The sequence below is a fragment of the Lentilactobacillus fungorum genome, assembly GCF_016860605.1.
GTDB lineage: Bacteria > Bacillota > Bacilli > Lactobacillales > Lactobacillaceae > Lentilactobacillus > Lentilactobacillus fungorum.
Genome location: NZ_BNJR01000012.1, coordinates 247,844 through 274,338 on the forward strand (window position 1 = coordinate 247,844; position 26,495 = coordinate 274,338).

Sequence of the window (26,495 nt, forward strand, 5' to 3'; positions counted from 1 at the left end):
CCTATGGATGGGACAAACACGTATTACACTTGCTTTTGATACAATGTCTATGGTATAAGTAGTTCTATTAATTATTTGATCACAGTCTTAGTTAAGGAGGAAAAATCCAATGCTTGATGATTTTAATTTAAGCACAACTTTTTTTAATGACTCATTTTTTAGGCACGTAAATCATGAAAGTCATCACTCCCGTAGCCTTGAAAGAAGAAAAACGCCGAAACAGCTTGGATTAGATCGCATTGCCCATTTCTCCCCCAAAAATAATAATATTGGAAAACAATTCATTACTTGGGAAAAAGATAATGATAAGCTTCCAACGATATCGAGTAGAAATGATTGCTTTAGAGAATTTGCAAACAATGTTAGTCAACTGAGAAATCATGGCTTAGGAACTGATCATAAAATTCGCTTTATCGATAAAGTAGACTATTCTTTAAATGTTTCAGCCGTTCGTTCTCTTAAATCGCAGGATGCTATTAATCTTTATAAACGTCAAATGGGTTTTATCTCCATGTATTCGAATGAACCTAATCCATTCCAAACAATCCGCGATTTGTTTAATAATGTTTCAGTTTATAACCGTCCAAATAACTATGGTTATACACCATCCGGATCCTTTGCTGGAACTTATGTTAATTTTTTGTTGGACTATTACTTTTCTCTTTATATTCCTAACGAAACTGAATGGAATATATATTTAATGCAGCAAAGAATGGCTTTAAACGAAATAGAAAAAGATGTGTTTGCGATGCTGAACGGACATACCATGATGAATTCAATAGATGAAAATGGTGAGCTTCAGATAACTGCATTTTCAACCGTTGGGCTAGAATTGATCGCTGATATATTGAGACCAGTTAGAATTGATTCTCCTCAAATTGAATCTTTTGAAGCGGCGTTTACTACCGAGATTTGGAGAAGCTATTTTCCATATACTTGGGCACTTGTAAATCCTTCAGAAGCATCCAAAGTTATGAAACGTTAATCGTTAATAATGACAAAAAGGGCCATGACAAAAAATTTGTCTCGACCCTTTTTTCGACTATCGATTTTTTGTACTGTCACGGCTCAATGCCTTATTTACTAAGTTAATTATAGTACTAATGGAGTATAGTTTAAGCACACTTCCAATTCTTGGAACGTTTGTTTGCCCAGTAAAAGCGATATTCATTGGAAAATAAAGCTGCTTACCAGATTCTCCTGTATGATCTCCGACTAATTTGATAATCTCATTAAAATTGATATCCTCAGTATTTTTTTCAGCTAATACTTCCTTTTTAAAATCCATTAAAATCGATTGAACGGTTTCAGGTGGAAATTTATTAAATTGACAATAATTAAACGTTTGCTTCTCAATATTTGCAAAGAAATATACTTTTTGCATTATATCTGTTAATTTATAGACTTCGCGTTGATAAATTTCCGTAACATGCCAAATAAATTCTTCCAAGTTAGGCAATTCCACCGTTTGAAGTTTCACAGCGATATCAGATTCTCCTTCATTTATTAAGTCAAGAATCCTATTGGTTAAAGTAGATATGCTTGAATTTTTTATATATTGTGAGTTCATCCAATCCAATTTGCTCTGGTCAAAAAATGCTGGCGACCTAGACATTCGATCGGGATCGTATGCTTTAATTAGTTCTGGCTTACTATATAATTCTTTTTCTCCAACTGGTGACCATCCTAAGAATGCAATAAAGTTAAATATTGCCTCACTCAAATATCCTTGAGCCCTATACTGGCTGATAAATTGTAAAGTTTCTTTGTCACGTTTGCTTAATTTTTTTCCAGTTTTAGGATTATAAATTAGCGTGATGTGCCCAAATTTTGGTGGCGTAATACCAAGACCCTCATATACAGCAATTTGTTTAGGAGTATTAGCAATATGATCATCACCGCGAAGTACATGCGTAATGTCCATTAAATAATCATCTATCACGACAGCAAAATTATATGTTGGCATTCCATTACTCTTCTCAATAATAAAATCACCACCCATATTATCAGAATTAAACTGAACATTTCCCTTAACAATATCATTCCACGCATAAACATGATTCTCTGGCAAATGCAACCGAACATCTGGCTTTAATCCTTGTTTTTCAGCATTTTGCTGATCTTCCACACTTCTACCATACCAGCGTCCATTGTAATGAGGAGGCTCTCCATTTTTACGCTGTTCTTCTCGCATTATCTTTAGTTCGTCTTCGGTCGTGTAATCTTTATATGCACGACCATCATGAAGTAGCTGCTGAATATACTTGTGATACAATGCTACTCTTTGAGATTGATGATAAGGTGCGTATTTAGGATTGGGTTTATCAGGTCCTTCATCCCAATCAATACCCAACCAGTGTAAATTTTCTATTTGGCTGTCTTCACCATGAGGGACATTTCGCTTCATATCAGTATCTTCAATTCTCAATACCATCGTTCCATGAAAGTGTTCTGCAAATAAATAGTTAAATAATGCTGATTGCGCATTTCCAATATGCAAAAATCCAGTAGGACTTGGTGCATATCTTACTCTAACCTTCTTACTGTTCATATTCTGACACTTCTCTCGTTCTGATATTCATCTTAACTATTACTTACTGCCGTGGAATCAGACGATGATGGAATATTATATTCTAATTCAGTATCGCCATGCACTTTGTTAAGATTATGAACTGCCATTTTAAGATCCTCAAGGAAGTCATCTAAAATTGTCATCGTCATCGAAGGACGCACAACAATCCGGCTTATCGTTGTATCTTGACGATTCTTCGGAAGTGGATATGCCGGTACTTGCCAACCATACTTAGCTAATTCTCCTTCTAAATCATACAAAGTCCAACTAACATTTGCATCATCAGCGAGTTTCCAACAGTTAATTGGTAATCGACTTCCATCATTAAGAACCTCAAAAATCTCAAATTTATTTAACTCATCAGTAATCTTTAGAGAAATGCTACGAACATTATTCATAATTGCCTGGTACCCCGCCATTCCAAAACGAACAAAATTGTAGTATTGGCCAACAATATGTGCACCACTGTGCGAAAAGTTAATAGCGATTGAGTCAACGGTTTTCCCAAGATATGGAACTGAAAATCTCATTTCTTTTGGAAGAACGTCCTCTGTATTGTTTCTCCAGACAATCCAGCCAACGCCTGGGTATACCATACCGTATTTATGACCAGAAACATTAATTGAAACAACATTCTTCAAACGAAAATCCCAAGGTTCAAAACCGTCAACAAACGGTGCAAATAGCGCACCAAAAGCACCATCAACATGAATTCGAATTGGCAAAGTAGCAGTCTTATTGTACTCTGATACTAGTCGGTCTAATTTTTGGATATCATCAACTGCTCCTGTATAGGTAATTCCTTCAATACCGATAATGCCAATTGTATTTTCATCTACATAATCCATAACATGATCCATGTCCATTGACATATGCCTTTGATCAATCGGAACTTGACGAAGTTCAACATTCCAATAAATACAAAATTTTTCCCAAACAACTTGATACCCTGACATAATAACTAAGTTTGGTAAATGATGGTGCAAGTCGTCCGTGTCAAACCCCGCTTTTTCTGCCCGGTGTTTCCAGCTTAATAGTAATGACAGCCCACCAAGCATGCACCCCTCTGATGACCCAACTGTAGAAGTGCCAATAAAATCCTTATATAGTTTTTCGGACTTCGGAATTCCCCACAAATGTGCAAGCATACTTACACAATAATTTTCCATAGCAGCAGTTTTAGGATATTCCGATTTATCAATAGCATTCGTGTTTAGTGCATCTGTCATTAATTTTTCAGCTTCAGGTTCCATTTGAGTTGTACAAAAAGTTGCGAGATTCTGATTAGCTTTAGCTTCGTTTAATCGATAATGCTGGACTAACTGTTCCGCAATATTTGCTGGCATAGGGTGTTCCGGTAATTCTTCCGTTGGAAGTGACTTCCCAGCTTCAATACTTCCCAAAAAGTTTTGTTCTAGTCCAATTTCATCAATAACTTTACTATCTATTTTTTCATTCATAACGTATTTACCATCCTACTTGTCAGGTAAGATAGTTTCCTCCTTTTTTCACGATCTATGCTAAGTTAATGACTCTTATTTTTTACAATTTCTCTATCACCATCAGCGGCGTATGTCGAACCAGCAACCGTTTCCTCAGAAGGAAGGCCTAACTCATTTGCCCAACGCTTGTGATATCTGTAGAGAATAAACGGGACAAAGAATACAAGCACAAACCCAACTAACAGCAAGATTAAATAAGTACGTTTTGCTGTTGGAACCATATCTTTAGGTGGGAAGAAGGTTACTAAAAAACCAAACGCTGAAAGTATAAATCCTAATCCGCCATAAATGAGTCTCATTATTTTACTTTGAGATGCTACATAGGGACGTTCTAAGTCATTATGCTTTATTTGCAATACAAGGTAACTAACGAAGAGCAACATATACATCAATGTATATAGTGCAACCGTTAAACTCATTGCGGTCTGAAACGACAAATTTGCTTTGTTGCCACCGGCGCCAAACGTTAGTAAAGCTCCCATTATGGATACAATTATTCCTTGTAAAATCATAACGTTAGTTTCAATACCGTACTTATTTGCTTTAGAAAACTTTGGAGGTAAGAAACCAGATTTCGCAGCCTCAAACATGCCAGCATTTGGTCCAACCACCCAACTACTTATTTCACCAAGTACACCAATTGCTAACAGTAATCCACTAAGCTTCTCAACAAACACAACACTAATACCAAACCTCTGGACTAACGCTCCATATGCATAAACGATACCAGTACTTAACTGAATATTATTATTAGGGATCGTTCCCGCAATTGCCATACTCCCAACAATATCAGAAAAGATCGCGCAAATTGCCAATGCTAACATTACTTTTGGATATACCCTTGGATTTTCCAAATCTTTAACATGAGGTGCTGATCCTTCAGCCCCTGCAAATGCTAATATAAATGGAACGAATCCAACTAACACGTCCCCACTCCAGCTACTAGGAAGTATCGTCTTAAAATTAATATTAATAAGCATTGGATTCCCTTGTGCTAGATAGATAATGAAAATTCCGAGTAAGAAAAACACTGGAATAATAACCCCAAGAGTAAAGCACCATTGTGCAATTCTACCGGTGATTTTTGTACCTCTTTGTTGAATAAGTATTAATCCCCACAAGATTATCATCATCAATCCAAATTTTACAAAGGGATTGTTATTTATAATTGGTAAATTAATACTAATTGAAAGACATCCAATAATGAAGTACATCATTGTATTCATACCAACAGTAATGTGAATCCATTGGTAAAATAATGCTGCCCAACCAGTCTTTTCACCAAGCATATTCCTTGCCCATGTAAATATACCGCCCTTGCTCCATCCATCAATTGAAGCCATTTCCCCTGCTGCTTTAGTTACAGGAATAAACCACAATATTCCAGCTAAGAACAGAAAAAACAGAGCCGTCGGACCTTGTTTTGCAAATGCAGCAAATCCATAGACTGTCATTACCATAGAAGTTGTCATGGAAAACAACTGAAATCCATTGATTCTGTTGGCTTCCTTAATGGTTTCAGCCTGCAATTCAACTTCATCTTTTTGCAATTTAATACATCTCCTTTCAAGTTCAAAACCAACTTTATTAAATGTATGGCCATTACATTTAGCTACCAAACTAAGTTATCTTCCTTAGTTACACGATGAGCATAAGTCAAAAGTAAACTTTTTAAAATATACAAATCATCGGATTTGTATGACTCCTATACAAATGAATGTAAATGTACGTGTATAGTATTATTAACTTAATAAAAAAATAAACTATCCAGCTTTACATCGCTTATTGTTCAATGCAGCACTGTCTAAATAACTTAAAGTGCATTTTGAATATGCTTGCTATTATGCACCGTATTATTTGAATCGATGCCAAGTAACATCATCAAGTGCTGTAAATCAATATCAAGTAGATCATTAACAAGTAATTCGGGATTCTCTCTTAATCCACCCATAAACCAGTTAATGATAATTCCCTGCAAACCATACTCAAACAATTTCCACGGTTGCTCTTTGGCCTTTCTAGATGATGTATCTCCTTGAATTAAATTCAAAACCCCGCGAAGCATTAGATCAATAGATTGCAGTACAAAGTCCGTAAATAATGAATATGCTTGGGAACCAACAATGTGTTGCATGAACTCTCTGTTCACATCGATATATCTAAAAATCTTTAAATAGCATTCTTGCCAGCTTTCATAATTCATATCTAATGTCAGTTGGTTTGCAAGACCTGAAAGGGCATACTGAAGACAGTCAAATTTATCTTGGAAATGATAATAAAAAGTTTGCCTATTATAAGATGTTTTTGAAACAATTAATTTCACTGAAATATCATCAAAGGACATCTTTGTAACCAAGTCGATTAAAGATGAGCTCAATTCCTGTTTAGCCATTGAATCCACGATAACCACTCTTTTCACTCGTTTGTAGTTATGCCGATTATTAATCTCACCATAAATTAAAGCGCTTTCAAATTCACACGATTTAAATTACCTTTATTGAAGTATTACATCATTACTAATCATGTCACTATCGTTTAAATACTTATCAGATTTAAATTAAAGCATCCAAATTGTTCGTTAAGTTATTGAAACTAATTTATATCCAGAGAAAAAACAGCTATTTTGCAAATTAACGATATTAGTTTTTAATCGTGCCTTACTACTTGGGTTAGCTGGATTCGAACCAACGCATAACGGGATCAAAACCCGTTGCCTTACCACTTGGCTATAACCCAAAATTAAATAATGGCCCGTACGGGATTCGAACCCATGATACTGCCGTGAAAGGGAAGTGTCTTAACCACTTGACCAACGAGCCAACAACTCTCTACAAAGACATTATGCAATATAATAGTTGTTCACGCACTATACAGATTCTGACTTTTGTATAGTAAAAAGTATTTTTTTACTTATTAACACGTAGTGCAATAAAAAAGATTAACACCGGAATAAAAACAACACTAGTTATTGCGGTTCTGACATGTCCAAATGTGTAGTTTAGTACTGCATTGACCAATAGCACGATAGAACAGAATAATATTAACGCTATCTTCTGTTTTGACATGTTAGCATCACCTCGCAATTATTGCCATTGCCATCCGGTTACTGCATTGAGAACTACCTCAGATGCTAATGAAACAAGTCCACCAGCTGCTGCAACTCCAGCAGTTATATAATTAACGTCAAACCAAATTCCACCTGGAACAGATGCCTTAATTTTATAATTCATTCTCTACAATTAGGAGTATTTCATGATAATTTAAATATGTTATCATTAACATTACTAGAATTCATTGATTTCTACAGTTGGTTTCGTTTGAGCAACAGTAACCAAAGGGAAGCATCTAACCTTGCATCAAATCAAAACAATTAAGGAGTTTTAATGTGAAAAAAGATGCTGAATCAAAAAATCACATCGGCCCTGCAACATTACTCTTTTTACTTTGCTGGACTACTAGTTTAGCCTTGGTTTTTATTTCTGTTTTAAACTTAGCAACTGGAATCCTGTCTGCAATCATTCTCGGACTATCGATAATCAATCTCGCTGGGTTTGAAAGCCTCGAAAATTATTGGGATAATCTTAATCATCGGACTAATAGCGAAAAATGGTACAGAACAAGGCTTAAAATGATTGCTACAATTATTCTATTTACTCTTTACGGTAGTTTACCTAGGAATTTATCTTTTTAAAGAAATTAAGTACAGGAATGAACAACAATAAAGCCAAATCTATTTAATTTGAAGTGTCAGCTATATTAAACCCAATACATAAATAGCAGCGAGAAGACGGACAACATAGCAACAGTGTGCATGTTTAATTGACGTCAATTGCATCAATAAAAAGAGCTAAGGCTTACTTTTGGATATATATCAACCGCAGAGTAAAGCCTTAGTCTTTTTGCTATACTTAAAGGGCTGGTTATTTACCTTCCGGGGCTTGCGAGGGGCTGGATACCCGAAAGGAAGTGATTTTCTTGGATTTCATATTGGCTAACTTGATTCTTCCGATCTTGGTCGGATTAATCATAACGTGTTTTGCCTACTGGCTTAACAAGCGCTGATATCCCCTCATGGCACATCTAAATAACTAGCGATTTGCTGGAGTAGCTTTTAGCGGAGCTACTCTTTTTTGGGCACAAAAAAACTGCTTACCTTAGCGGTGGTAGGCAGTTAAATGATTTTCTTGGATTTCAAATATAGTATACCATTCACTCCACAGCGCTTCAACAAATAGCAGCAAAGAATCTTAACCATGATACGACTTGTTAAGTCGCCTACCTCGCATCAGTTAGGAGGTGTTCATATATTCGGAACTTCTTTGCACTTTGACTATATTATACCAAGTGCTTTTTCAAGTTTTGAGCAGCAAAAGGCCATCTTTCTATACGTCTTTAAATTCAGTTGCCTTCTCGCTACTATCTCAGACTGACGTTAAATCGGTTACTTCAATTGTGAGGCGTTCAAATTCATGTTCGTTTTTAAATATTGGAAATACAGTAAAGCTCGCCTGACATTGTCCTAAAAGATTAATCACACTCAAATAAGGGTGAGTGATAATCGTTATTATTGAAAATGGTCAAATTTAAAGATTTTGCTTGCTTAAATTCAAATACAAACTTTGGTTTTTTCTCATAAATATAATAATTTACTTGCTTATCAATATTCAGTAAGAAAGCAGCTTGTTTTAAAAAGTCCAGTTTAGATTGATCCACCAAAATTCCTCCTTTCTAAATCTTAGCTTACTCAAGAGGCTGAGACAAAAATCTCTGCCTCGGATGGTTTAACTTTCAAGCTTTAATTTAGAATATTTTTTCTCAAAAATCCCTTATCCAACAATTTTATGAAAATAATGTTCTCCCCATAACCCAAGCAACCACGGCATTTCCCACCCACTACCACTAAAAAAAATCAACACAACACTTGAAAGCGATTCCAGATTGTGATAGATTATTGACTTGTAAAACGGTTTAGTAAAACGTTTCAGCTTATTTTTAATAATTCATACTAAGTTTTAGATAAGGAAGTGGTCTTTAGTGAATAAGGTAACGGTACTAGGAAGCCTAAACGTCGACACATCGTTTAGGATTAAAAGTTTCCCGCAACCTGGCGAGACGGTTCAGGTGAAAGAAAAGAGTAACGCGGCCGGCGGCAAGGGCGCTAATCAAGCTGTCGCTGCGGCTCGTGAAGGTGCTCAAACTGCTTTTATTGGTCAAATTGGAAATGATTCGGCAGGCAAATTTATGCTTGATTCATTGGAAGCTGATCATATTGATGGCACTTATGTTAGCCAAAATGAAAGCGTTGGCACTGGAACTGCTAACATCATGCTAGATGAGGCGGGTCAAAATTGCATCCTTGTGTATGGTGGTGCTAACCAGGCCTTAACAGATCGTGATGTTCAAAAAGCAGAACCCATCATTAAGAATTCTGACTTCATTGTGGCTCAATTCGAAACCCCGCAAGCAGCCGCAATTACCGCATTTAAAATTGCCAAAGCCAATGGCGTGACCACGGTTTTAAATCCAGCTCCTGCTCCGGCTAAAGCAATTGATCCGGCTCTTCTTCAGTTAACGGACATCATTGTCCCGAACGAACTTGAAAGTGCCTCAATTACTGGTATCAAGATTACGGATGAAGCGTCAATGATTCAAACTGCGGCTCAATTCCAGAAGATGGGGGTTCCTAACTTAATCATCACGGTAGGTGACAAAGGCGCATTTTATTCAACTGAAGCGGGTCATGATCTGATTCCTGCTTATAAGGTCAAGGCCGTCGACACCACCGCTGCTGGGGATACCTTTATTGGCGCATTTGTCTCTCAAATTGCACCTGACTTTTCAAACATCGTTTCAGCAATTAAGTTTGCCGAACATGCAAGTTCACTAACGGTTCAACGACTTGGCGCCCAACCTTCAATTCCCAAGTTGGAAGAAGTTTTAGTTGCCGAAAAAGAATCTGCATCATAACTTTACAATTAAAAATTAGTGTTTTAGGACAGACGCGCAAAGCAGAAACTTGTACTCAGCCTATTGCTAGTTTCTAACCGCTTTGCGTCACGCACTTTGAAAGGAAATCCAAAATGAAAAAAACAACTGTTATCAATTCTGAATTATCAACCGTCATCGCCGGCATGGGCCACATGGACTGGTTAAGTATCGGCGACGCGGGGATGCCAGTCCCAATGGGAACCAAAAAGATCGACCTGGCTTTGACTAAAGAAATCCCAAGTTTCATCGATGTTTTAAAAAACGTCTTAGCTGAATTAGAGGTTCAAAAGATTTATTTAGCCGATGAAATCAAAACAAAGAATCCCGACCAACTCAAAGCAATCAAAGAACTTTTACCTGACGTTGAAATTGCCTATATGCCCCATTCAGACCTCAAGAAAAATTTGGCAAACTGTCACGCTTTTGTCCGAACTGGTGAAATGACCCCATTCTCAAATATTATTCTTGAATCAGGCGTTACGTTCTAATGATTTTGATTTAGTTTTTCGTAACTTAGTTTTAGGACAGCTGCGCAAAGCAGGGATCTGCGCGTAAGCACCTTCAAGAGAAATTCCAGAACCGGGAATTTCCCTTGAAGGAGACTTACACTTCGATCCCAAACCGCTTTGCTCCGCTCACTCATTTTTAAGGAGGATCCAACTATGGAAGCAAGTCGTCACGTCGTTGAAGAAAAGCACGGGTGGAAACAATACGCCGATGGCTATCTCAACAAAACCCCTATTTTTCAATTTGTCTTAGTATCTTTAATTTTTCCACTTTGGGGGGCTGCAGCATCCCTGAATGATATTCTCATTACTCAGTTCAAGACGGTTTTTATGCTTAACGACGCCGCTACCGCGTTTGTTCAAAGTGCTTTTTATGGTGGTTACTTTTTAATTGCCATTCCAGCATCACTTGTTATCAAGAAACAAAGTTACAAGTTTGCGATTATGACCGGGTTAATCTTTTATATTATTGGTTGTGCCATGTTCTTTCCCGCTTCCCACGTCGCCACTTATACCATGTTTCTAGCCGCAATTTTTGCGATTGCCGTTGGTTTGAGTTTCTTGGAAACCTCTTGTGATACTTACAGTTCAATGATTGGGCCGCGGAAGTATTCAAATATTCGAATGAACATTTCCGCCACTCTGGTTCCTTTAGGTGATATGGTCGGCATCATCTTAGGGAAATACTTAATTTTTGGTTCCGTTGGTAACTTGTCTGAAACCATGAGTCACATGCACGGGGCAGAACGAATTGCCTATGGCGAAAAGATGCTCCAGTTGACTTTGCAGCCATACAAATATATTCTGGTCGTTTTAATTGCGATTTTAATTATTTTAGCCCTCACACCAATGCCAAGTTCAAAAGCGGTCAGTCTTGATAAAGAGAAGAAAACTACGCCAAGCCTGGGCGAAACGCTTAAGTACCTTGCCAAAAACACCCGATTCAAGAAGGGGATCATGGCTCAATTCTTTTACGTTGGGATGCAGACCACCGTTTGGTCATTTACGATTCGATTGGCCCTTAACTTAAATACCAGCATTTCTGACCGGGATGCAAGTACGTTCATGATTTATAGTTACGCCGCTTGGTTCTTCGGTAAATTATTTGCCAGCTACCTGTTAAAAGATCATTCCATTACGGGTGTCTTAACCATCTTCTCAGCCCTTGGCACAATTACGTTAATTGGCGCAACCACCATTCCAAACATGACAGCCGTTTGGATGGCCATCGCTGCTAGTTTCTTCTTTGGTCCAGAATGGCCAACCATTTACGCCCATACACTGGATACCGTTGAGGACAAGCGCTTTACTGAAACCGCCGGGGCCATTGTGGTTATGGCCATCGTTGGTGGTGCGGTTATCCCCGCTATCCAAGGGGTCGTCTCTGATATGACCGGTTCCATGCAGACGTCATTCATTGTCCCAACCCTCTGCTATGTCATTGTGACCATCTACTTCTTCTTTGAATATCGATATGACCTGGCTCACCCAGAACAAATCGAACAAAATCAATAGAAGTGCCTTATAACTGTGACTTATGGTATCTTATACTTGTAAACAAATCGAAAAGAGGCCTTCATTCATGGAATCATTAAATCAATATATTGACCATACCTTGTTAAAACCAGAAGCAACTGAAGCTGATGTTGACCGGGTTGTCAAAGAAGCGATTGATAACAATTTTTATTCAGTCATGATTAATCCTTACTGGGTTTCACATGTTCATAATTTACTCGCTAATACAAGTGTTAAAACGGCAACCGTGATTGGCTTTCCCCTCGGGGCTAATACCACAAATATCAAAGTTGCCGAGACTAACCAAGCCATTGAAGACGGTGCCGATGAAGTTGACATGGTGATGAACATTGGCGAATTTAAGGGCGGCAACTACCAAACTGTCCAAGAAGATATTCGATCAGTCGTCACCGCGGCCCACAAACGGGATACACTGATTAAAGTCATCATTGAAAATGCGCTATTGACCGATGACGAAATCGCCAAAGCTGCCGACATCGTTGCTAAAACGGGAGCCGACTTTGTCAAAACCTCAACTGGTTTTTCAACTAAGGGAGCAACTGCCCATGACGTTGCGATCATGAAAAAAGCCGTTGGCGATCGGATTCAAGTTAAAGCTGCCGGTGGCATCCACTCAGCTCAAGACGCCGAAGACATGATCAAGGCTGGGGCCACTCGCTTAGGCACGAGTGCAAGTCTCAAGATTATTGGTAAGTAATACTGAAACTAACTTAAACAGAGAATTTAATATTAGTTCTCTGTTTATTTTAACCAGCGTTTTGTAAGCGCTTTATAAATCAAAATTAACTGTTAAGGAGACCTGCAACAATGAAATCATTGAATCTAAGTCACGCAATGTTTAACCCAGCTCCCTTCGAATTATTTCAGGATGACAACTTTTCTATCAAAACATTCATTTACCCATCAGGCATTGAAGCTCTAAAATTAGAGAACTCCCAGGGTGCTTTGACCGTTCTGCCATTTCACGGACTGATTATTTGGGACGCCATCTTTGATAACATTTCGCTCAAAATGAAGGATATGTTCAGCCAGCCGTTACCTGGCCCGGGAATTGCTGATACGTATGGCTGCTTCCAATTTACCTCTGGTTTATTGGCTAACGGTACACCAGGGCCAGCTGATCATTATCAACTGCACGGAGAATTTCCGACCTCTGAGATGGACGAATCCCATTTAACCTTTGGCGACGACACCATCACGATTCACAGCAGTTACGAATATGTTAAAGGCTTTGGTGACCATTACTTAGCTGAACCTGCCGTTACGATTCATAAAGATAGTGGTTTATTCGACATTCAGCTCAAGGTTACGAATCTTTCAAACTATCAGCCGATGCCATTACAATACCTGTGCCATATGAATTACGCCTATGTCGACAATGCCCAAATGAGTGCCAACGTTCCTGATGACGCTTTTCAACTCCGCCAAACTATCCCGGATCACGTTCACCCAACCCCAGAATGGACAGCCTATAATGATCAGCTAAAGGCCTCGGGCAAATTGATCAACAAGCTTGACGATCCAAATCACTACGATCCAGAAATTGTCTTCTTCTCATCGGACTTGTCAAAATACGTCGATGAAGCTGAATTCCGGGTGGATATCGGTAAGGGAAAGAACTTCTTAACTAAGTTCTCAACCAAACAATTCCCAATTGGTACCCGCTGGATTCTCTACAATCCCGATCAACAAGTGAATGCGTTTGTGATTCCCGGAACGAGTACCCCAGAAGGCTTGGCAGCCGCCAAAAAAGCCGGCACGCTCATCATGCTCAAGGCCCACGAATCTCGGGAATTTAAAGTCACCACTGGTTTAGAAAACTAAGGAGGAATTCAAAATGACTCAAAGTGACGTTTTAGTAATTGGTTCAAACATGATTGATTTAATTACGTACATTGACCGAATGCCAATTGAGGGCGAAACCGTTGAAGCCCCAGATTTCCAAATGGGATTTGGTGGCAAGGGGGCCAATCAAGCCGTAGCAGCCGCTCGCTTGGGTTCCAAGGTTAGCTTCATTACAATGGTCGGCAACGATACCTTTGGTCAGCAACAGTTAGCCAACTTCAAGGAAAATCAAATTGACACAACTGGTGTGGGCACTGGTACCAAAAGTAGCGGTGCCGCCCCAATTTTCGTTGAACCATCTTCTGATAATCGAATTCTCATTATCAAAGGAGCAAACAACGAATTAACGCCAGCAGTTCTTGACCAACACGTCGACCTTATTAAAAACGCTAAAATCATCGTGCTTCAACAAGAAATCCCCTTAGAAACAAACTACCATGCCATCGACTTGGCTAACCAATTCAACGTGCCGGTATTATTAAACCCAGCACCAGCTAACAAGGATTTAGATATCAATCACGTTTCCAATGTTAACTTCTTTTCACCAAACGAAACCGAACTGGCAACCTTAACCGGAATGCCAACAACTAACCTGACCGAAATCAAACAAGCTGCGCAACATATGGTTCAAATGGGCGTTAATAACATGATCATCACTTTAGGCTCAAAAGGGGTTCTCTGGGTGAACAAGGATACTAGCGACTTAATTCCGGCTGTCAAGGTCAAAGCCGTTGACACGACCGGGGCTGGCGACTCGTTCATCGGCTCATTTGCCCATTACTTTGCTCAAGGTGAAGCTATCCCAACCGCCTTGAAACACGCCAATCAGTATGCCGCAATTACTGTGACCAGACAGGGGACTCAGAAGTCATATCCAACGGCGGCTGAGTTGGCAAGTTTGGTTAAGTGAGACTGACCATCGGCAATCTCAATCAGAAAATGTGATAGCAGATAGTAAAAAGCCGGAAGTCTTGTGATTTCCGGCTTTTTGCTACAACGACACTCACCCGATCCGCTTTTACGTTAATCGAAATGAGTGTCGTTTTATTTAGTAGCTATCAATTTTCATAGTGAAATCCAGCCAGCCATCTCGGCACTGCCCGCTTGTACTCGCGAATCAGTTGCTCTTGTTCAACGAACTTGCGGCTAATCTCCAAAAAGTTCGCTTCCTGTTGCCAAGTAGCATCACCAATCGTTGCATCGGCATGGATTCGCTGGTTAGCATTCATCGAAATGCCATAGCCCGCGACCCAACTCGCTGCTTGGCCAGGGTTTTGAATGTCGGCTAAATGACTGTAGTCTCCGCCTGTCTGTTTGATGAGCGCCGTTAACGTGTCAGCCATCTTAATCCCTTGCGTATCCAAATCACCCAGATAAGTGAATTCAATTTGGCGAGCTAGCACCGCCACGACCTCTTTGTATACCGGATTAAAATCATTACCAGATTGTAAAATTAACGGCCAGGTTGGCTGAAGGTGATGCAGCCAAATAAACACCCCGTTGTTTTCGATGATCACTGCCCGCTGAGTCGTTAACGGTAACTTCAATACATCCTCGACTTGCCAATGATTGACAGTCAATGGCTGGGGCCAATTTGTTTGAAAAATATTAGCACAGATGAATTCATCACCAATAATTTTAGCTGGCAGCTCGTGAATGGGTGTATTAGCCGCAATTGTCGCCAATACCCACTGATAATACTTGTAGATTGGTGGATTGACGTTCGGATCGTTCAAAGTATGGGCAGTGAAGCCACAATCAACTGCCTGTTGGCCTCTTGGTGGTAACAGTTCACCCGCGACGATTTTTTGAAACAAAGGGGTCAGTCTTTGGGCTTCCGATCCTAGATGAGTCCCTGTTTGTTTTTCATAGATTTCTAAAAAATTAACCATGATTATGCTTTCCATGACGAAACTTTTACCACTTTGTTGAGATGAAACTTGCCGTCGTCTCGGTTTTGAGGCGCAATTACTTGATAGGTAATATTATCCACCCCATCAGAAAGCAACTTGTTCTGAGCGCCACTTGGCATCGTAGCAATAAAGTTAAAACCAAACCGGTTAATCGTTTTGGCAAAAATCCGGGCGGTTTGTGGATCTAATTTATCGGCAAATTCATCGAACATCACCAAATAAGGAGCGTCTTTTCTGGCCGCCCGGCTCAAAATCATTTTTGGCACAAGTAATAGCGGCAACACCATCGCTTGGGCTTTCTCAGCACCAGACCCCCCTGATTCAACGAAGGTATCATCGACAATCTCATAATCGTCTTCACTACTGTGACAGCGCTTGATCTTGACAATGAACTGCGACCAGTAGCGGGTGTCCAATAATTCGCTAGCCCGTTGATTAAAGGCCTGTTCGTCGTTAGCCAGTTCAGAGTCGTTGGCTAATTGTTCCAGTCGTTTGTTAATGGTGGCAGAAACTGCCGGCCGTTCGTCTAATGATGGATCCAGAGCTTCTTCAATCACCTGTGGGTCAACCTTTTGCGGCGTCAATTCAATCTTTAATTTGATCCCATTGCTGTCACTAACCCCTTCTGAAAGCATCTCATTAAAGTTATGAATGGCTTGGTATTGAGACGCAATCCGTTGAATCACAGCTGCTTGGTAAGTTTGATTAGCCAAATCTCGACCACTTTCAACTTCTCCGAGGGCTTTCACAACATTTTCATTGGCAGTTTCTAGAATCTGGTAAACACGGTCGATATCAAAGCTGGCAACAAAAGTTTCATCCACTTTTTCAATTGGATTGGGAAACATCTGATCGGCAATTTCAGAATATCCCAGCTCGTCAAACAACGTATTAACAGCATTATTATCCAGCCGATCCTGGTTTGATGCATTAATTTGCCGGCTTACCCGGTTGCTCAATTCACCAATTGAATTGTTTCTGATCGCCGTTTTGTTTTCCGCACAATACTTAACCAAAGCATCGATATCGATTAACGGCTCGTCAACTGGTGGTAGATAGGCTTTCAGTTGATCTAAAATAATATTAACGCGTTCGTTCAAATCGGCCATGGTCGCTTGTTCATCCTCAATTTGTTCGTTAAGTCCCTTAATTTGTGAATGTGCATCAACGACTTTGGCTTTGGCTTCATCGATTTGAACTTTCAAATTATTAACCGTTATCGTTTGGCGATCAATCCGCTCGTTTAGCGTTGGATCGATCTTTAAGTTAGTTAATTGATTTGTTAAGCTGGCAATTTGTTGCTTCGTTTGCGCCAAATTAAAGGTTGGATCAAGGTTGGCTTCAATATCTGCTAGTCGGTCTTTGATTGCTTGTTGCTTAGTTTCAGCCTGCTCAATATGCCCTTGCAACGTCACTGACTGTTGCCCTAATCTAAATAAGTCAGCTCGGTATCGATCTGTGTTCATAAGCAGCTGATCATCTCTCAGTGCTGCTTTAATCTCTGGATGTTCTGCCACCAACGTTGCCATTTGCTGCTTTAATTCATCATACCGACTAGAAATTTTAGCAGCCCCGGCCTCATGAATCGCCCGGTTATCATAGTGAAGCTTTTCCTTGATTGGGGCGGGCCGCAAACCAGTCACATCAACTTCAATCCGGTCGTCCATTTGGGTTCTGGTACCAGTGAAAACTTTGATTGAATTTGTCAAATTCTGACTGTTACTTAGCCAGCGTTGATATTTGTTAACTAAATTACTAACTCGCTTGATTTGATCAGCCAAATCCTGAGCTGCCGTCTGCAAGTCCGTCTGGTAATTAAGTTCTTGCCAGCCCAACTTGTTAATCAGTGATTGAATTTGTCCTTTTAATGGCTCAATCTTCTCATTCGTTAAACCAGTGAGTTGGTCATTTAATTGCTGAAGGTTAGCCTGGCCTTCAGTTTGTTCTGCCAACAGGGTAACCTTTCGCTGCTGGTTTTCCTTGAAGACCTTCACCGCTTTTTTTAGTGATTGAATTTCACCTTGGAGTTGCTGACGTTCTTGTTGAATCACTTTTTCGCGCTGTTTTTTAAATTTCAAATCATTTAGCTGTTCGTCGGCAGCTGCCAGGGCTGCTGTTTGAGTTGCCACTGTCTGCTGAGTTAATTCGGCCTGCTTAGTTAATTTATCAATTTTGAGATGCTGCGCGTTAATCTTGTTTTGTGCCTTGGAGTAGGGATCAAAAAGCTGGCTGCTAAAGTTATCCATATTTCCAAGAAAAACCATTTGTTTAATTCGATCAATTCGAGTAACAGCTATTTCGATGCGCTTTTTTAAGTTTTGACGGTCATTGACGTCGCGCTGGAAACTAGCCACTTGATGAATGATTTCCGGATCAATTCTTTCCTGAGATTGAATCAAGGCATCCCGAATCGGCTCAAACTTGGCATTCCCCGCCGTCAGCATAGGCGAAGCGATCATCCGGTCAGCTTGGGCCAGCAATCCTAATTCTTGGCCACTGAGTCCGTATACTTCGGCCGCGACCCGCTCACGAAAATCACGGGCCTTTTCACAAATATGTAAGTGATCGCCCAAGCCTTCATTTGCTTGAATAAACGCATCCCTATCAAGGGACTTGCCATTATCATCGATCGTTTGAACCGATAACGGCTGGTCAAAATCCCCGTTGGTCGCAATAAACCACCACGTTTTACTCCGGGGATCCCCCTTAGCACGGTAAGCCCCAATTCCTAAAATAACCTCTCGATATTTAGAAGCCAGTAATTCATAAGCGTAACCGGTCCGCACTTTCATGGCACCCTTACCCCATCCCAGTAGCATTGATTCAAACGTGCGACTATCGTGGGAACTATTGCGTGGATCGATGCTGTTTTTTAATTTTTTAGTGTCAGTGGTAGGATTAAATGATGGCGTGGCAATCGAGCCGTCAACCAACATGGGGAAAAAACAGTTAGCCAACGTGGTTTTGCCAACGGCGTTCTCACCGACTAGGGCAATATTGCCATGAGCCGATACCGGGATATCCAGGCTGCGGTATAAATTGAAATTCCTGAGATGAAATGAAACGGGAATCAGTTTTTCACTATTATTCATTGAGAGCTCCTTATTCAAATACTGCTTGGTCAGCGTCGTTGGTGGCTTTAAAGCGTTTGGCAACTGGCGTTGGTTGGTAGTAATCACCGGTTTCAATAACCAATGCGTTGGTCAATAAACTCTTTTTCACATCCGTTGGGTTTACGGTTCGACCGGGAAAAAGAGCTTTGGCGACTTGGCGAATTTTGGTGGTTAAGTTGGTTTTCTTGATGGGATCGTTAAGCTGATTAGCCAGCGCAATGGCTACAATTAATGGTTTGGCTTCACTCTTTTTCTGCTGGTTATCTAACAGAATCGCATAATCTTGACCACATTCCAACCGAAAGCGTGCCAAAGGCTGCCACTCTGCCGCTAACTGTTCTTTATTGGCAACTAATTGCGGCCATAATTCTGGAAACTGGTGAGGCGATAGGTACCGAAACCTAAGCAAAACGCGATTAATCCGCTGGCAGTCACTCAACTGACCGGTATCTTGAGGATGCATCATATAGGCAATCATCTCGTGAGTAATACTGGTGAAGTCCGGATTGATGTCCCAAAACGGATCCATGATTTCAGATCGACTGGCTTCGTCGCCTTCTGGGTAATCCGGTGTGAACAAGCCAAAACGCTTGACGAACAATTGATCAATAATCGCATAAATTGCTGGTTCATCCAGTTCAAGGACCTCACTGTGAACCTGCTGAATGATACTCTGGGAGTCGATCACCATGTCAGACGCCAACCCATCCATTTCTGGCGAACTAATCACAGCCTTGAGGGTCGCCAACAAAACGTGCTTCTCAGCATTGGTTAGACTTCCGGGTCCAACTAATAAAACCAGATTATTACCGTAATTCAACGGTTGGGTGCCAATTAAGTGATCAAAAAATCGGTAGACCCGACGCTGTTTATAAGTTCGAATGGCACTTAACGTGACCTTAGTGGTAGTGGGTTCTGGTGTGCTGGTAAATAATTCTTGATCAATTAGCCGGTTAATAATTAGCTTTTCAGTATTTCCTAGTTCCATCGATTTTCCTCCACCTACTTGGCAAATCTGACAGTAAAACCACTCGGTAAGTACACGCTGTATTGCTCACCTTTGCAGTGAAGCTTAATCTGACCACATTTTTTAATCGGAGTCACCGCAACCACTTGGCGGCCAAACGGCGCGAAACCATTTAATTGATCATACGACAGCGCCGTGTACAGGCGGGCAACCTCATCTCGAGCAAGTTGGCTATCAAATTCTAAGTTATGATCAACTTTAGCCTTTCCAGTGGCATCGATTGGCAGCGCCCGATTGAAATCAGCGAGCCCTTGATCCCAACCAGAATCGGCATAGGTATCGTCAGCGAGGTCTGGATTTTCATCCTCGGTGGCAATAGTTCGCCTTGAATTATCAATCAGATAATCTACCGGCCGCAAACTGACGGCATCCAGTAGGTCATTGGCATCCTCTTCATCCCGATCATCAGCGAGATGAACTGGCAGTGCTCGAGGAAAATGAACATCTTCGTAGTGGGTCATTAGATCGTCTAGTTGCCTAGCCATTTCTTTAACATCCAACTGTTGCTGCTGACTGTGTTCGTATTCGCGAACTAGTAGCCGAATGGTTCGACTAATCGTGTCGTACAACATATAAACGGAGTCAACACTATTATCAATTTTATTGGTGGTGCTTTCGAGGCTGTTGTTTAATTGTTCAAGGCTGGCCTGAACCACTTGGCGGGTATTTTTAAAATCAATCGCCATTTTATCTTCACGGCCCAGCATTTGATCAAGGTCAATGCTGTCCTTACCTTGTTTACTGGCCGCGATCCGCCGGGAATAATCCTGGTCAAATACCATATGCTGGACTTTGCTGCCAGTTCGAATCATCTTAATAAACGCTGGAATTGCCCGTTCTTTCAGCAATTTCTGCAACGTTTCAGCATTTTGACTACCATGATTAAACGAGATATCATTCGCCAAATCTGACAAGTCGGCATCCAACTTATGCATCCCTTTGAGGACATCCTGTGAGGCGTCGATCATAACCCCAAAGTGGTTAAATAACCGACTGGTCTCGGCATTGATATCTTTGGTATAGATTTCATTGACCAACTGGCAATATTCGTCAATTCGATTAACGTTAGCGGTTGCCATGGATTGTGAGTCAGCCGCCTTTTGCATGCCATTCATAAAGCTTAAGCCAACTGAATTAATTCGGTAAATGTAGGTCGTCTTAATGTGGCGGGTTCCGTTATGCATCTGCTCGCGAACTTTATGCTGACTTTTTTCAATCATATCGGCAGTCGTCAATTTATCGAGAATTTTCTTAAAGACTTCATTGGCAATCGGTTTTTCATTTTGTTCCAGATAGTTGATGTTAAACTGCTGCAACAAAAAATCCGCCGTGATTGGCGTATCGGTATTTTGCGTATTATGGCGCAAAATCGTCAGAATCCACCAACCAGCTAGCGGATGATTCATATTTCCACCTAGAATAGTGGCGTTAAGAATGTTACGAAGTTCTGTTTGAAGAGTTGGGGTCATCGAAATTCCTTTTCTTGAGTCGTTGGTTGACAATTAGTTTCCTATATTATAAGCGATTGTGATGACTAGTGCTACCCTGACCATTAACTACCAATTAAAGCTGGGGACAAAAGGCGTTTTGATCCCAGAATATAATAGAAACTGCCAATCGTTCCTGGTTCTGGAATGGTTAGCGATTTCTATCGAACGATAGGGACCCATCGTTTACCAATTAGGCTAGGTGTTTTACAATCTCGTCGTGGTCTCAATCCAAATATGGGTGAGGATCTAAGTTGCAATTACGGGTGGAAATCAAATTTTGTTCCACCTTCGAGAAACTGCTGCTATCCAAACGTTTTCAACGAATCCATAATCAAGTGAATGAACTTCTCACGATCAATCCCCAACAACACCTCCGTATTTTTAGGCTTGCCGGTCAGTTCGTAATAGTCACAAACCGTCTCCCCATCGGTCAGATCCCCTTGATTTTCAACATCGACGTTCATGAGTTTACTTTCAAACATCGTTGGATCAATCAGCCAAGCGATTGTACATGGATCATGAAGGGGCGCCCCTTTAAAGCCCCATTTGGGTGCCTCATGATAGCGCTCAAAGAATTCCAGCAAGCCATAAAAAGCGTGGGCAACCGGATTTTTGATCTCGTCAATTTTCGCAATTTCGCTCTTGAGAATCTGAGCCTTGTGAGTCACGTTTAATGGTGCCATTGTTAATGGAATCCCAGAGTTTAATACGATCTTGGCCGCTTCAGGATCAACGAAGATATTAAACTCAACCGATGGTGTCCAGTTTCCTAATCCCATCGCACCACCCATAAAGACGATCCGCTCAATTTTGTCAGTTAGTTCTGGATAAACTCGCAGGAACAAGGCCGCGTTGGTCATCGGTCCAGTCACAACTAACGTCACCTTTTCAGTAGATTTTTGAATGGTTTGGGCCATGAGTTCAATTGCCGGCATTGGTTGCGATTTAAAATCTGGATCAGGTAACTCGGCGCCATCTAACCCAGATCGACCATGAACATTACCAGCCGTTCTCAGTGGGCGTAACAATGGCGTTTTATTGCCACTAGCGACCGGAATTTCTTCATGTTTCATTAAGGTGAGCATCCGCATCGCGTTATTTAATGTCTTTTCAGGAGTTTGGTTGCCTGCCGAAGTTGTCACTGCAGCTAAGTCAATCTTGGGCGACACAATTGCCAACATCATCGCCAACGCGTCATCGTGGCCTGGATCACAATCTAGAATAATTTTTGTCATATCGATTTCCTTTCTGATGCTAGTTTATATCACTTTGCCAACTCGCTCCCTCAACGCCTCGACCACCTCATCCATGAACCAAGGATGGGCCTTTAACCAACCATAATTAAGTGGGGAGGGATGAACTAACGGAAAGTACTCAGGTAAATAGTCATTAAAATGGCGAACTGTTTCTGTCAGGTTCCTTTTTCTGCGATTACCTAAATAATATTTCTGAGCATATTGACCAATCAGTAACTTTATCTTCACTTTGGGCATGAGCTGCAATAACGGTTCATGCCATTTATCAGCGAATCCTTTTCTTGGTGGTAAATCACCATGTTTACCCTTGCCAGGATAATAAAAATCTAGTGGCATGACCGCAATTTTACCTGAATGATAGAATTGATCTTTAGTTATTCCCATCCAATCCCTTAGTCGATCACCACTAGGATCGTTCCAAAAAATCATCGACTCTTGAGCTTTACGACTTGGCGCTTGACTAATAATTAGAATTTCAGCCTCTGGTTCAATGTGGTAGAGCGGTAAAATTCCCTGCTGGGTATACGACTGATTTTGTGCATCAGTCTGAATTGCCGTGAAGATCTCATCTGCCGTTTTCATAGATATCGAGGTCTCCTTTCAAGATAATAATTGAGTTTTGCTGACATTCTCTTTTGAGTTGCAACAAATTAAGTATACTGCAACTTACTAGACCACATGAGCCCATAATAAATCCCGCCAAAATGACAATCAAAGTTTTGGCGGGATTTATTAATCATTGAGTTAAGTAGCCTGTTAAAGTTAATGCTTCTTTAATATTTATTGTAAAGCACCTTCACGACGCATGAACCGCATGTTGGCGACATTTCCACGTTACAATTGTGAACCCCAAAATGACTGTCAGCAGCGGATTTAAGTATGAATAGAATGCATAACCCACGTAGTCAATCGAATTGATACCAAGGGCAGCCGCACAAAATACTCCGCTTACGCCCCATGGAACAATCGAATTAATATCAGCGCCACCTGTTGCCAACGTCCGCGATAGGTACTTCCGATCAATTCCTAATTCATCGTATGCTAATTTAAACGTTTCTCCCGGCAAAATAATTGCCAAATATTGCTCCCCAACTAAAAAGTTAACCCCAATTCCACCCATTAAAGTGGCTAAGATTAGCCGGCCAGGAGTTTTAATGAAACCTTTTAGACTCTCAATTAACGTTTTAACAATACCAAATTTAATGAGTAACCCACCTAGTGCCAGGGCAACGATAATCAGTGACACTGAATTCAGCATATTGGTAATCCCTCCGCCACTCATTAAACGGGCAACCACGCTATTACTATCGTTTTCTTGATTTCCATTTATTAACAGGTTCCCTAATTGACTCAACGTAAACGCCCGATCCTGGCAAAAAATAAGCCCGATTGCGACGATTGAGCTCATAAGTAACGTAGGAATTGCCGGTACCTTTCGCCAAGCCAAGATTAGCAAAACGCCGATTGGAATTAGTGGTACCCAAGAAATCTGATAGTTTACCGCTAATTCATTCATGATTGCTTGGATTGCATTCACATCCGCTGCTTTATGAGATTTGCCAACAATTGACAGCAAGATAATTGTTCCTGCTGCGGCCGGGAGGCAAGTCATTGTCATGTTTTTTAAGTGACGATATAAATTTACCTTGGCAATCCCGGTCGTCAAATTCGACGTGTCAGATAGCGGTGAAAGATTGTTGCCAAAGAAGGCCCCGGAAATGATTGCCCCAGCCGTAATTGACGGCGAGAAACCAAGTACATGACCAATTCCCATGAAGGCAATACCAATAGTCGAAACGGTTGTAAACGCACTGCCAATCGTCATTCCAATTAACCCACAAACAACAAAAACCGTTGGCAAGAATAATTTTATCGATATTATTTGAAAGCCAATATACATCATTGTTGCAATCGTGTTGGATTTTAACCAACTGGCAATCAAAATGCCAATAATCAAGAAAATTAAAATTGGTATGATTCCCTGTGTTACGCCATCAACTACGCCCGAAAAGATATCATCCCAAGAAAATCTTTTTGCCTTACCATAAAATAGCAGTCCCGTGAATACCAAGATAATTGGAACTTGAGGTGCTAATCTAAAATGAATAATCATTATTCCAAGAACGCTAAACATAATGCCCATAATCAATAAACTTTCGATTAATGAAATCCTTGCCGGCTTGCTGGTCCCGTTCATTTCCAACCCCTTCTTTCCAAAAAAAGACTTGCAGCAAAACAAATGGTTTTGTAGCAAGCCTTTCAATTATGAATGTTCTTTTATATAGTAATTATCAAACAGCCCTCAGTTCATTGTTTGTAAATCGGCACGAACTTGCGTAATCCATTCAGTATTCTTATGACTATCAATATAAAGTGGGATAACAAATAAGATAGCTGTAATCGATAAAACAAAAATTGCTTGAACGAGATCTGTCGTTAAAAGCGTTGCTGCGATAATGACAGTAATTCCAAAAATTAATAAGAATGCAACTGAATAAGCAACCCCGTTTCCATTAGTTCCTAATCGATATGGACGATCGAGGTTTGGCTTCATTTGCCGTAACCTAATGAGTGAAATCGCAATTAGAATGTATACCAGTGCATAAATCACAGTCGTTGCATTGGTTAGGGTTAAGAACACGCCGTTAACATCTTTCATGACTCCATAAAGCAAGGCAAACATTGAAATACAAATGCTTTGTGTGAGAACAACGTTTCGAGACACACCATACTTGTTAACTTTGTGATAGCCGAAGCTGGCAGGTAACTCTCCGCTACGAGCAACTTGGGTCATCGTTTTAGAAGGTCCAGTTACCCAAGCCGATAACTGGATTAAAACGCCAATTACGACCATAAAACTGAAAATATTTGCAATTATCGTTGGCCAACCCAGAATTTGACACCAAAGAACAATTGGTTGGGTAATGTTTGACAGTTGCATCTTTCCATTAGGAACCGTATTAGCGACTAGCATTGCGTTCAAAATATTCATTAAAACCAAGCCAATCAAAGCAATAAAGATTCCCCGAGTATATGTTCGCTTTGCATCATGTAATCTTGGAATGAACACTGATGAAATCTCAATTCCCGTATAAACAAATGAAATCGCGGCAAAATACTTTAAAGTCGATAAATTACTTAAGCTTGGCAATAGTTTAGCGATTGAAAAACTTCCGAGATACCCCGCTGGATTAACGCCGGTCTTGATTAAAGCGGTAATCCCCATGATTAGCATAATCACAATCGGAATATAGACGCCCAGCCAAACACCAATGTTGCCGCCAACCTTGGCCATATCAAATTTTAAATTTAGAATCGTGATGATCCAATAAAACCCTAAAATATTCGCAAAGATAAACCAATGGTTATTTCCTAAAGCAACGTTGCCAAATGCGTTCCCCCACAACGGTCCAATGGTGGAGGCCACCATTACCATTCCCGGAAACATCTGCACCCAAAGCAGCCAAGCAGTCACAAACCCCCACTTTTCGCCCAACGCTGTCTTAACCCAAAGTTGGGGGCCACCATCTGCCTGCAGCATCGTCCCCAATTCACCGGAAATCAACGCTACCGGCAAGGCAAAGAAAATAACTGCGAAAAGCATGTAGGTGATTTGAGCCCAGCCAGCCGCGGCAACTGAGGGAATTGATCGAACCGTTGCACATAATGCCATCGTCATCCCAATAAAAGTCCCCAAACCAAGCTTAATCCCTTGTTTATCCATATAAATCCCTTCTATCCAATAAT

Annotated in this window: 22 protein-coding genes and 2 tRNA genes; 9 read left to right on the forward strand and 15 right to left on the reverse strand. The window is 40.5% G+C overall.

Features of this window, described 5'->3' with window-relative positions:
- Positions 1 to 109 precede the first annotated feature (109 nt).
- The gene (locus YK48G_RS06765) at positions 110 to 985 is read left to right on the forward strand and encodes a hypothetical protein (RefSeq protein WP_203629953.1); all 876 of its coding nucleotides are present in this window, start codon (positions 110 to 112) and stop codon (positions 983 to 985) included.
- Between the two features lie 57 nt (positions 986 to 1,042).
- Here the strand turns inward: YK48G_RS06765 and gltX are convergent, their stop codons facing one another.
- From gltX to YK48G_RS06795, 6 genes are all read right to left on the reverse strand, one after another.
- Entirely contained in the window at positions 1,043 to 2,551 is a 1,509-nt protein-coding gene (gene gltX / locus YK48G_RS06770; protein ID WP_203629954.1) for a glutamate--tRNA ligase, read from the reverse strand.
- Between the two features lie 32 nt (positions 2,552 to 2,583).
- Positions 2,584 to 4,032, reverse strand: coding sequence for a glutamate decarboxylase (gad, locus tag YK48G_RS06775; RefSeq protein ID WP_203629955.1), 1,449 nt, complete (start codon positions 4,030 to 4,032; stop codon positions 2,584 to 2,586).
- Between the two features lie 65 nt (positions 4,033 to 4,097).
- Entirely contained in the window at positions 4,098 to 5,624 is a 1,527-nt protein-coding gene (locus tag YK48G_RS06780; protein WP_203629956.1) for an amino acid permease, read from the reverse strand.
- Between the two features lie 263 nt (positions 5,625 to 5,887).
- Positions 5,888 to 6,466, reverse strand: coding sequence for a TetR/AcrR family transcriptional regulator C-terminal domain-containing protein (locus tag YK48G_RS06785; protein ID WP_232365316.1), 579 nt, complete (start codon positions 6,464 to 6,466; stop codon positions 5,888 to 5,890).
- 272 nt (positions 6,467 to 6,738) lie between these two features.
- Positions 6,739 to 6,810 (reverse strand) — tRNA-Gln (locus YK48G_RS06790).
- An 11-nt stretch (positions 6,811 to 6,821) separates the two neighbouring features.
- Positions 6,822 to 6,893: transfer RNA gene (locus YK48G_RS06795), tRNA-Glu, on the reverse strand.
- Positions 6,894 to 7,459: 566 nt separating this feature from the next.
- Here YK48G_RS06795 and YK48G_RS06800 point away from each other — a divergent pair.
- Together YK48G_RS06800 and YK48G_RS06805 are read left to right on the forward strand one after the other, a co-directional pair.
- Positions 7,460 to 7,765 carry a hypothetical protein gene (locus YK48G_RS06800; RefSeq protein WP_203629958.1) on the forward strand — a complete coding sequence of 102 codons (306 nt, stop codon included), beginning with the start codon at positions 7,460 to 7,462 and terminating at the stop codon, positions 7,763 to 7,765.
- A 275-nt stretch (positions 7,766 to 8,040) separates the two neighbouring features.
- On the forward strand, positions 8,041 to 8,136 hold the full coding sequence (locus YK48G_RS06805; protein ID WP_232365307.1) for a type I toxin-antitoxin system Fst family toxin: 96 nt from the start codon (positions 8,041 to 8,043) through the stop codon (positions 8,134 to 8,136).
- Between the two features lie 465 nt (positions 8,137 to 8,601).
- Here YK48G_RS06805 and YK48G_RS06810 read toward each other — a convergent pair whose 3' ends face one another.
- Complete coding sequence (locus YK48G_RS06810; RefSeq protein ID WP_203629959.1) at positions 8,602 to 8,787, reverse strand: hypothetical protein; 186 nt, start codon at positions 8,785 to 8,787, stop codon at positions 8,602 to 8,604.
- Positions 8,788 to 9,108: 321 nt separating this feature from the next.
- On the opposite strand from YK48G_RS06810, the gene rbsK (YK48G_RS06815) reads away from it, so the two are divergent.
- The 6 genes from rbsK (YK48G_RS06815) (at position 9,109) to rbsK (YK48G_RS06840) (ending at position 14,859) form a co-directional block, all read left to right on the forward strand.
- Positions 9,109 to 10,041 (forward strand): ribokinase, encoded by a 933-nt coding sequence (gene rbsK / locus YK48G_RS06815; RefSeq protein WP_203629960.1) that lies wholly within the window; start codon positions 9,109 to 9,111, stop codon positions 10,039 to 10,041.
- A 113-nt stretch (positions 10,042 to 10,154) separates the two neighbouring features.
- Positions 10,155 to 10,550 (forward strand): D-ribose pyranase, encoded by a 396-nt coding sequence (gene rbsD, locus YK48G_RS06820; RefSeq protein ID WP_203629961.1) that lies wholly within the window; start codon positions 10,155 to 10,157, stop codon positions 10,548 to 10,550.
- 174 nt (positions 10,551 to 10,724) lie between these two features.
- Positions 10,725 to 12,083: an L-fucose:H+ symporter permease gene (fucP, locus tag YK48G_RS06825; RefSeq protein WP_203629962.1), complete on the forward strand. Its 1,359-nt coding sequence runs from the start codon at positions 10,725 to 10,727 to the stop codon at positions 12,081 to 12,083.
- A gap of 67 nt (positions 12,084 to 12,150) precedes the next feature.
- Positions 12,151 to 12,801 carry a deoxyribose-phosphate aldolase gene (gene deoC, locus YK48G_RS06830; protein WP_203629963.1) on the forward strand — a complete coding sequence of 217 codons (651 nt, stop codon included), beginning with the start codon at positions 12,151 to 12,153 and terminating at the stop codon, positions 12,799 to 12,801.
- 110 nt (positions 12,802 to 12,911) lie between these two features.
- Positions 12,912 to 13,928, forward strand: a complete 1,017-nt coding sequence (locus YK48G_RS06835; RefSeq protein WP_203629964.1) for an aldose 1-epimerase family protein — start codon at positions 12,912 to 12,914, stop codon at positions 13,926 to 13,928.
- A gap of 13 nt (positions 13,929 to 13,941) precedes the next feature.
- The gene (rbsK, locus tag YK48G_RS06840; protein ID WP_203629965.1) at positions 13,942 to 14,859 is read left to right on the forward strand and encodes a ribokinase; all 918 of its coding nucleotides are present in this window, start codon (positions 13,942 to 13,944) and stop codon (positions 14,857 to 14,859) included.
- Between the two features lie 148 nt (positions 14,860 to 15,007).
- Here rbsK (YK48G_RS06840) and YK48G_RS06845 read toward each other — a convergent pair whose 3' ends face one another.
- The 8 genes from YK48G_RS06845 to tyrP form a co-directional block, all read right to left on the reverse strand.
- On the reverse strand, positions 15,008 to 15,841 hold the full coding sequence (locus YK48G_RS06845) for a Wadjet anti-phage system protein JetD domain-containing protein (RefSeq protein WP_203629966.1): 834 nt from the start codon (positions 15,839 to 15,841) through the stop codon (positions 15,008 to 15,010).
- A 2-nt stretch (positions 15,842 to 15,843) separates the two neighbouring features.
- Complete coding sequence (locus tag YK48G_RS13530) at positions 15,844 to 18,954, reverse strand: SbcC/MukB-like Walker B domain-containing protein (RefSeq protein ID WP_232365308.1); 3,111 nt, start codon at positions 18,952 to 18,954, stop codon at positions 15,844 to 15,846.
- A 10-nt stretch (positions 18,955 to 18,964) separates the two neighbouring features.
- Complete coding sequence (locus tag YK48G_RS06855) at positions 18,965 to 19,963, reverse strand: hypothetical protein (protein WP_203629967.1); 999 nt, start codon at positions 19,961 to 19,963, stop codon at positions 18,965 to 18,967.
- A gap of 14 nt (positions 19,964 to 19,977) precedes the next feature.
- Positions 19,978 to 21,504, reverse strand: a complete 1,527-nt coding sequence (locus YK48G_RS06860) for a hypothetical protein (protein WP_203629968.1) — start codon at positions 21,502 to 21,504, stop codon at positions 19,978 to 19,980.
- A 290-nt stretch (positions 21,505 to 21,794) separates the two neighbouring features.
- The gene (rihA, locus tag YK48G_RS06865) at positions 21,795 to 22,727 is read right to left on the reverse strand and encodes a pyrimidine-specific ribonucleoside hydrolase RihA (protein WP_203629969.1); all 933 of its coding nucleotides are present in this window, start codon (positions 22,725 to 22,727) and stop codon (positions 21,795 to 21,797) included.
- Positions 22,728 to 22,751: 24 nt separating this feature from the next.
- Positions 22,752 to 23,330, reverse strand: coding sequence for a uracil-DNA glycosylase family protein (locus tag YK48G_RS06870; RefSeq protein WP_203629970.1), 579 nt, complete (start codon positions 23,328 to 23,330; stop codon positions 22,752 to 22,754).
- A gap of 214 nt (positions 23,331 to 23,544) precedes the next feature.
- Complete coding sequence (locus YK48G_RS06875) at positions 23,545 to 24,945, reverse strand: Na+/H+ antiporter NhaC family protein (protein WP_203629971.1); 1,401 nt, start codon at positions 24,943 to 24,945, stop codon at positions 23,545 to 23,547.
- 105 nt (positions 24,946 to 25,050) lie between these two features.
- Positions 25,051 to 26,472: a tyrosine-tyramine antiporter gene (gene tyrP, locus YK48G_RS06880; protein ID WP_203629972.1), complete on the reverse strand. Its 1,422-nt coding sequence runs from the start codon at positions 26,470 to 26,472 to the stop codon at positions 25,051 to 25,053.
- Positions 26,473 to 26,495 lie beyond the last annotated feature (23 nt).

Excerpts from the sequence above, each read along its gene's own strand:
- YK48G_RS06765 (WP_203629953.1), top strand. The coding sequence starts at position 110 with ATGCTTGATGATTTTAATTTAAGCACAACTTTTTTTAATGACTCATTT.
- gltX (WP_203629954.1), bottom strand. The coding sequence starts at position 2,551 with ATGAACAGTAAGAAGGTTAGAGTAAGATATGCACCAAGTCCTACTGGA.
- gad (WP_203629955.1), bottom strand. The coding sequence starts at position 4,032 with ATGAATGAAAAAATAGATAGTAAAGTTATTGATGAAATTGGACTAGAA.
- YK48G_RS06785 (WP_232365316.1), bottom strand. The coding sequence starts at position 6,466 with ATGGCTAAACAGGAATTGAGCTCATCTTTAATCGACTTGGTTACAAAG.
- rbsD (WP_203629961.1), top strand. The coding sequence starts at position 10,155 with ATGAAAAAAACAACTGTTATCAATTCTGAATTATCAACCGTCATCGCC.
- fucP (WP_203629962.1), top strand. The coding sequence starts at position 10,725 with ATGGAAGCAAGTCGTCACGTCGTTGAAGAAAAGCACGGGTGGAAACAA.
- deoC (WP_203629963.1), top strand. The coding sequence starts at position 12,151 with ATGGAATCATTAAATCAATATATTGACCATACCTTGTTAAAACCAGAA.
- YK48G_RS06835 (WP_203629964.1), top strand. The coding sequence starts at position 12,912 with ATGAAATCATTGAATCTAAGTCACGCAATGTTTAACCCAGCTCCCTTC.
- rbsK (WP_203629965.1), top strand. The coding sequence starts at position 13,942 with ATGACTCAAAGTGACGTTTTAGTAATTGGTTCAAACATGATTGATTTA.
- YK48G_RS06845 (WP_203629966.1), bottom strand. The coding sequence starts at position 15,841 with ATGGTTAATTTTTTAGAAATCTATGAAAAACAAACAGGGACTCATCTA.
- YK48G_RS13530 (WP_232365308.1), bottom strand. The coding sequence starts at position 18,954 with ATGAATAATAGTGAAAAACTGATTCCCGTTTCATTTCATCTCAGGAAT.
- YK48G_RS06855 (WP_203629967.1), bottom strand. The coding sequence starts at position 19,963 with ATGGAACTAGGAAATACTGAAAAGCTAATTATTAACCGGCTAATTGAT.
- rihA (WP_203629969.1), bottom strand. The coding sequence starts at position 22,727 with ATGACAAAAATTATTCTAGATTGTGATCCAGGCCACGATGACGCGTTG.
- YK48G_RS06870 (WP_203629970.1), bottom strand. The coding sequence starts at position 23,330 with ATGAAAACGGCAGATGAGATCTTCACGGCAATTCAGACTGATGCACAA.
- YK48G_RS06875 (WP_203629971.1), bottom strand. The coding sequence starts at position 24,945 with ATGAACGGGACCAGCAAGCCGGCAAGGATTTCATTAATCGAAAGTTTA.
- tyrP (WP_203629972.1), bottom strand. The coding sequence starts at position 26,472 with ATGGATAAACAAGGGATTAAGCTTGGTTTGGGGACTTTTATTGGGATG.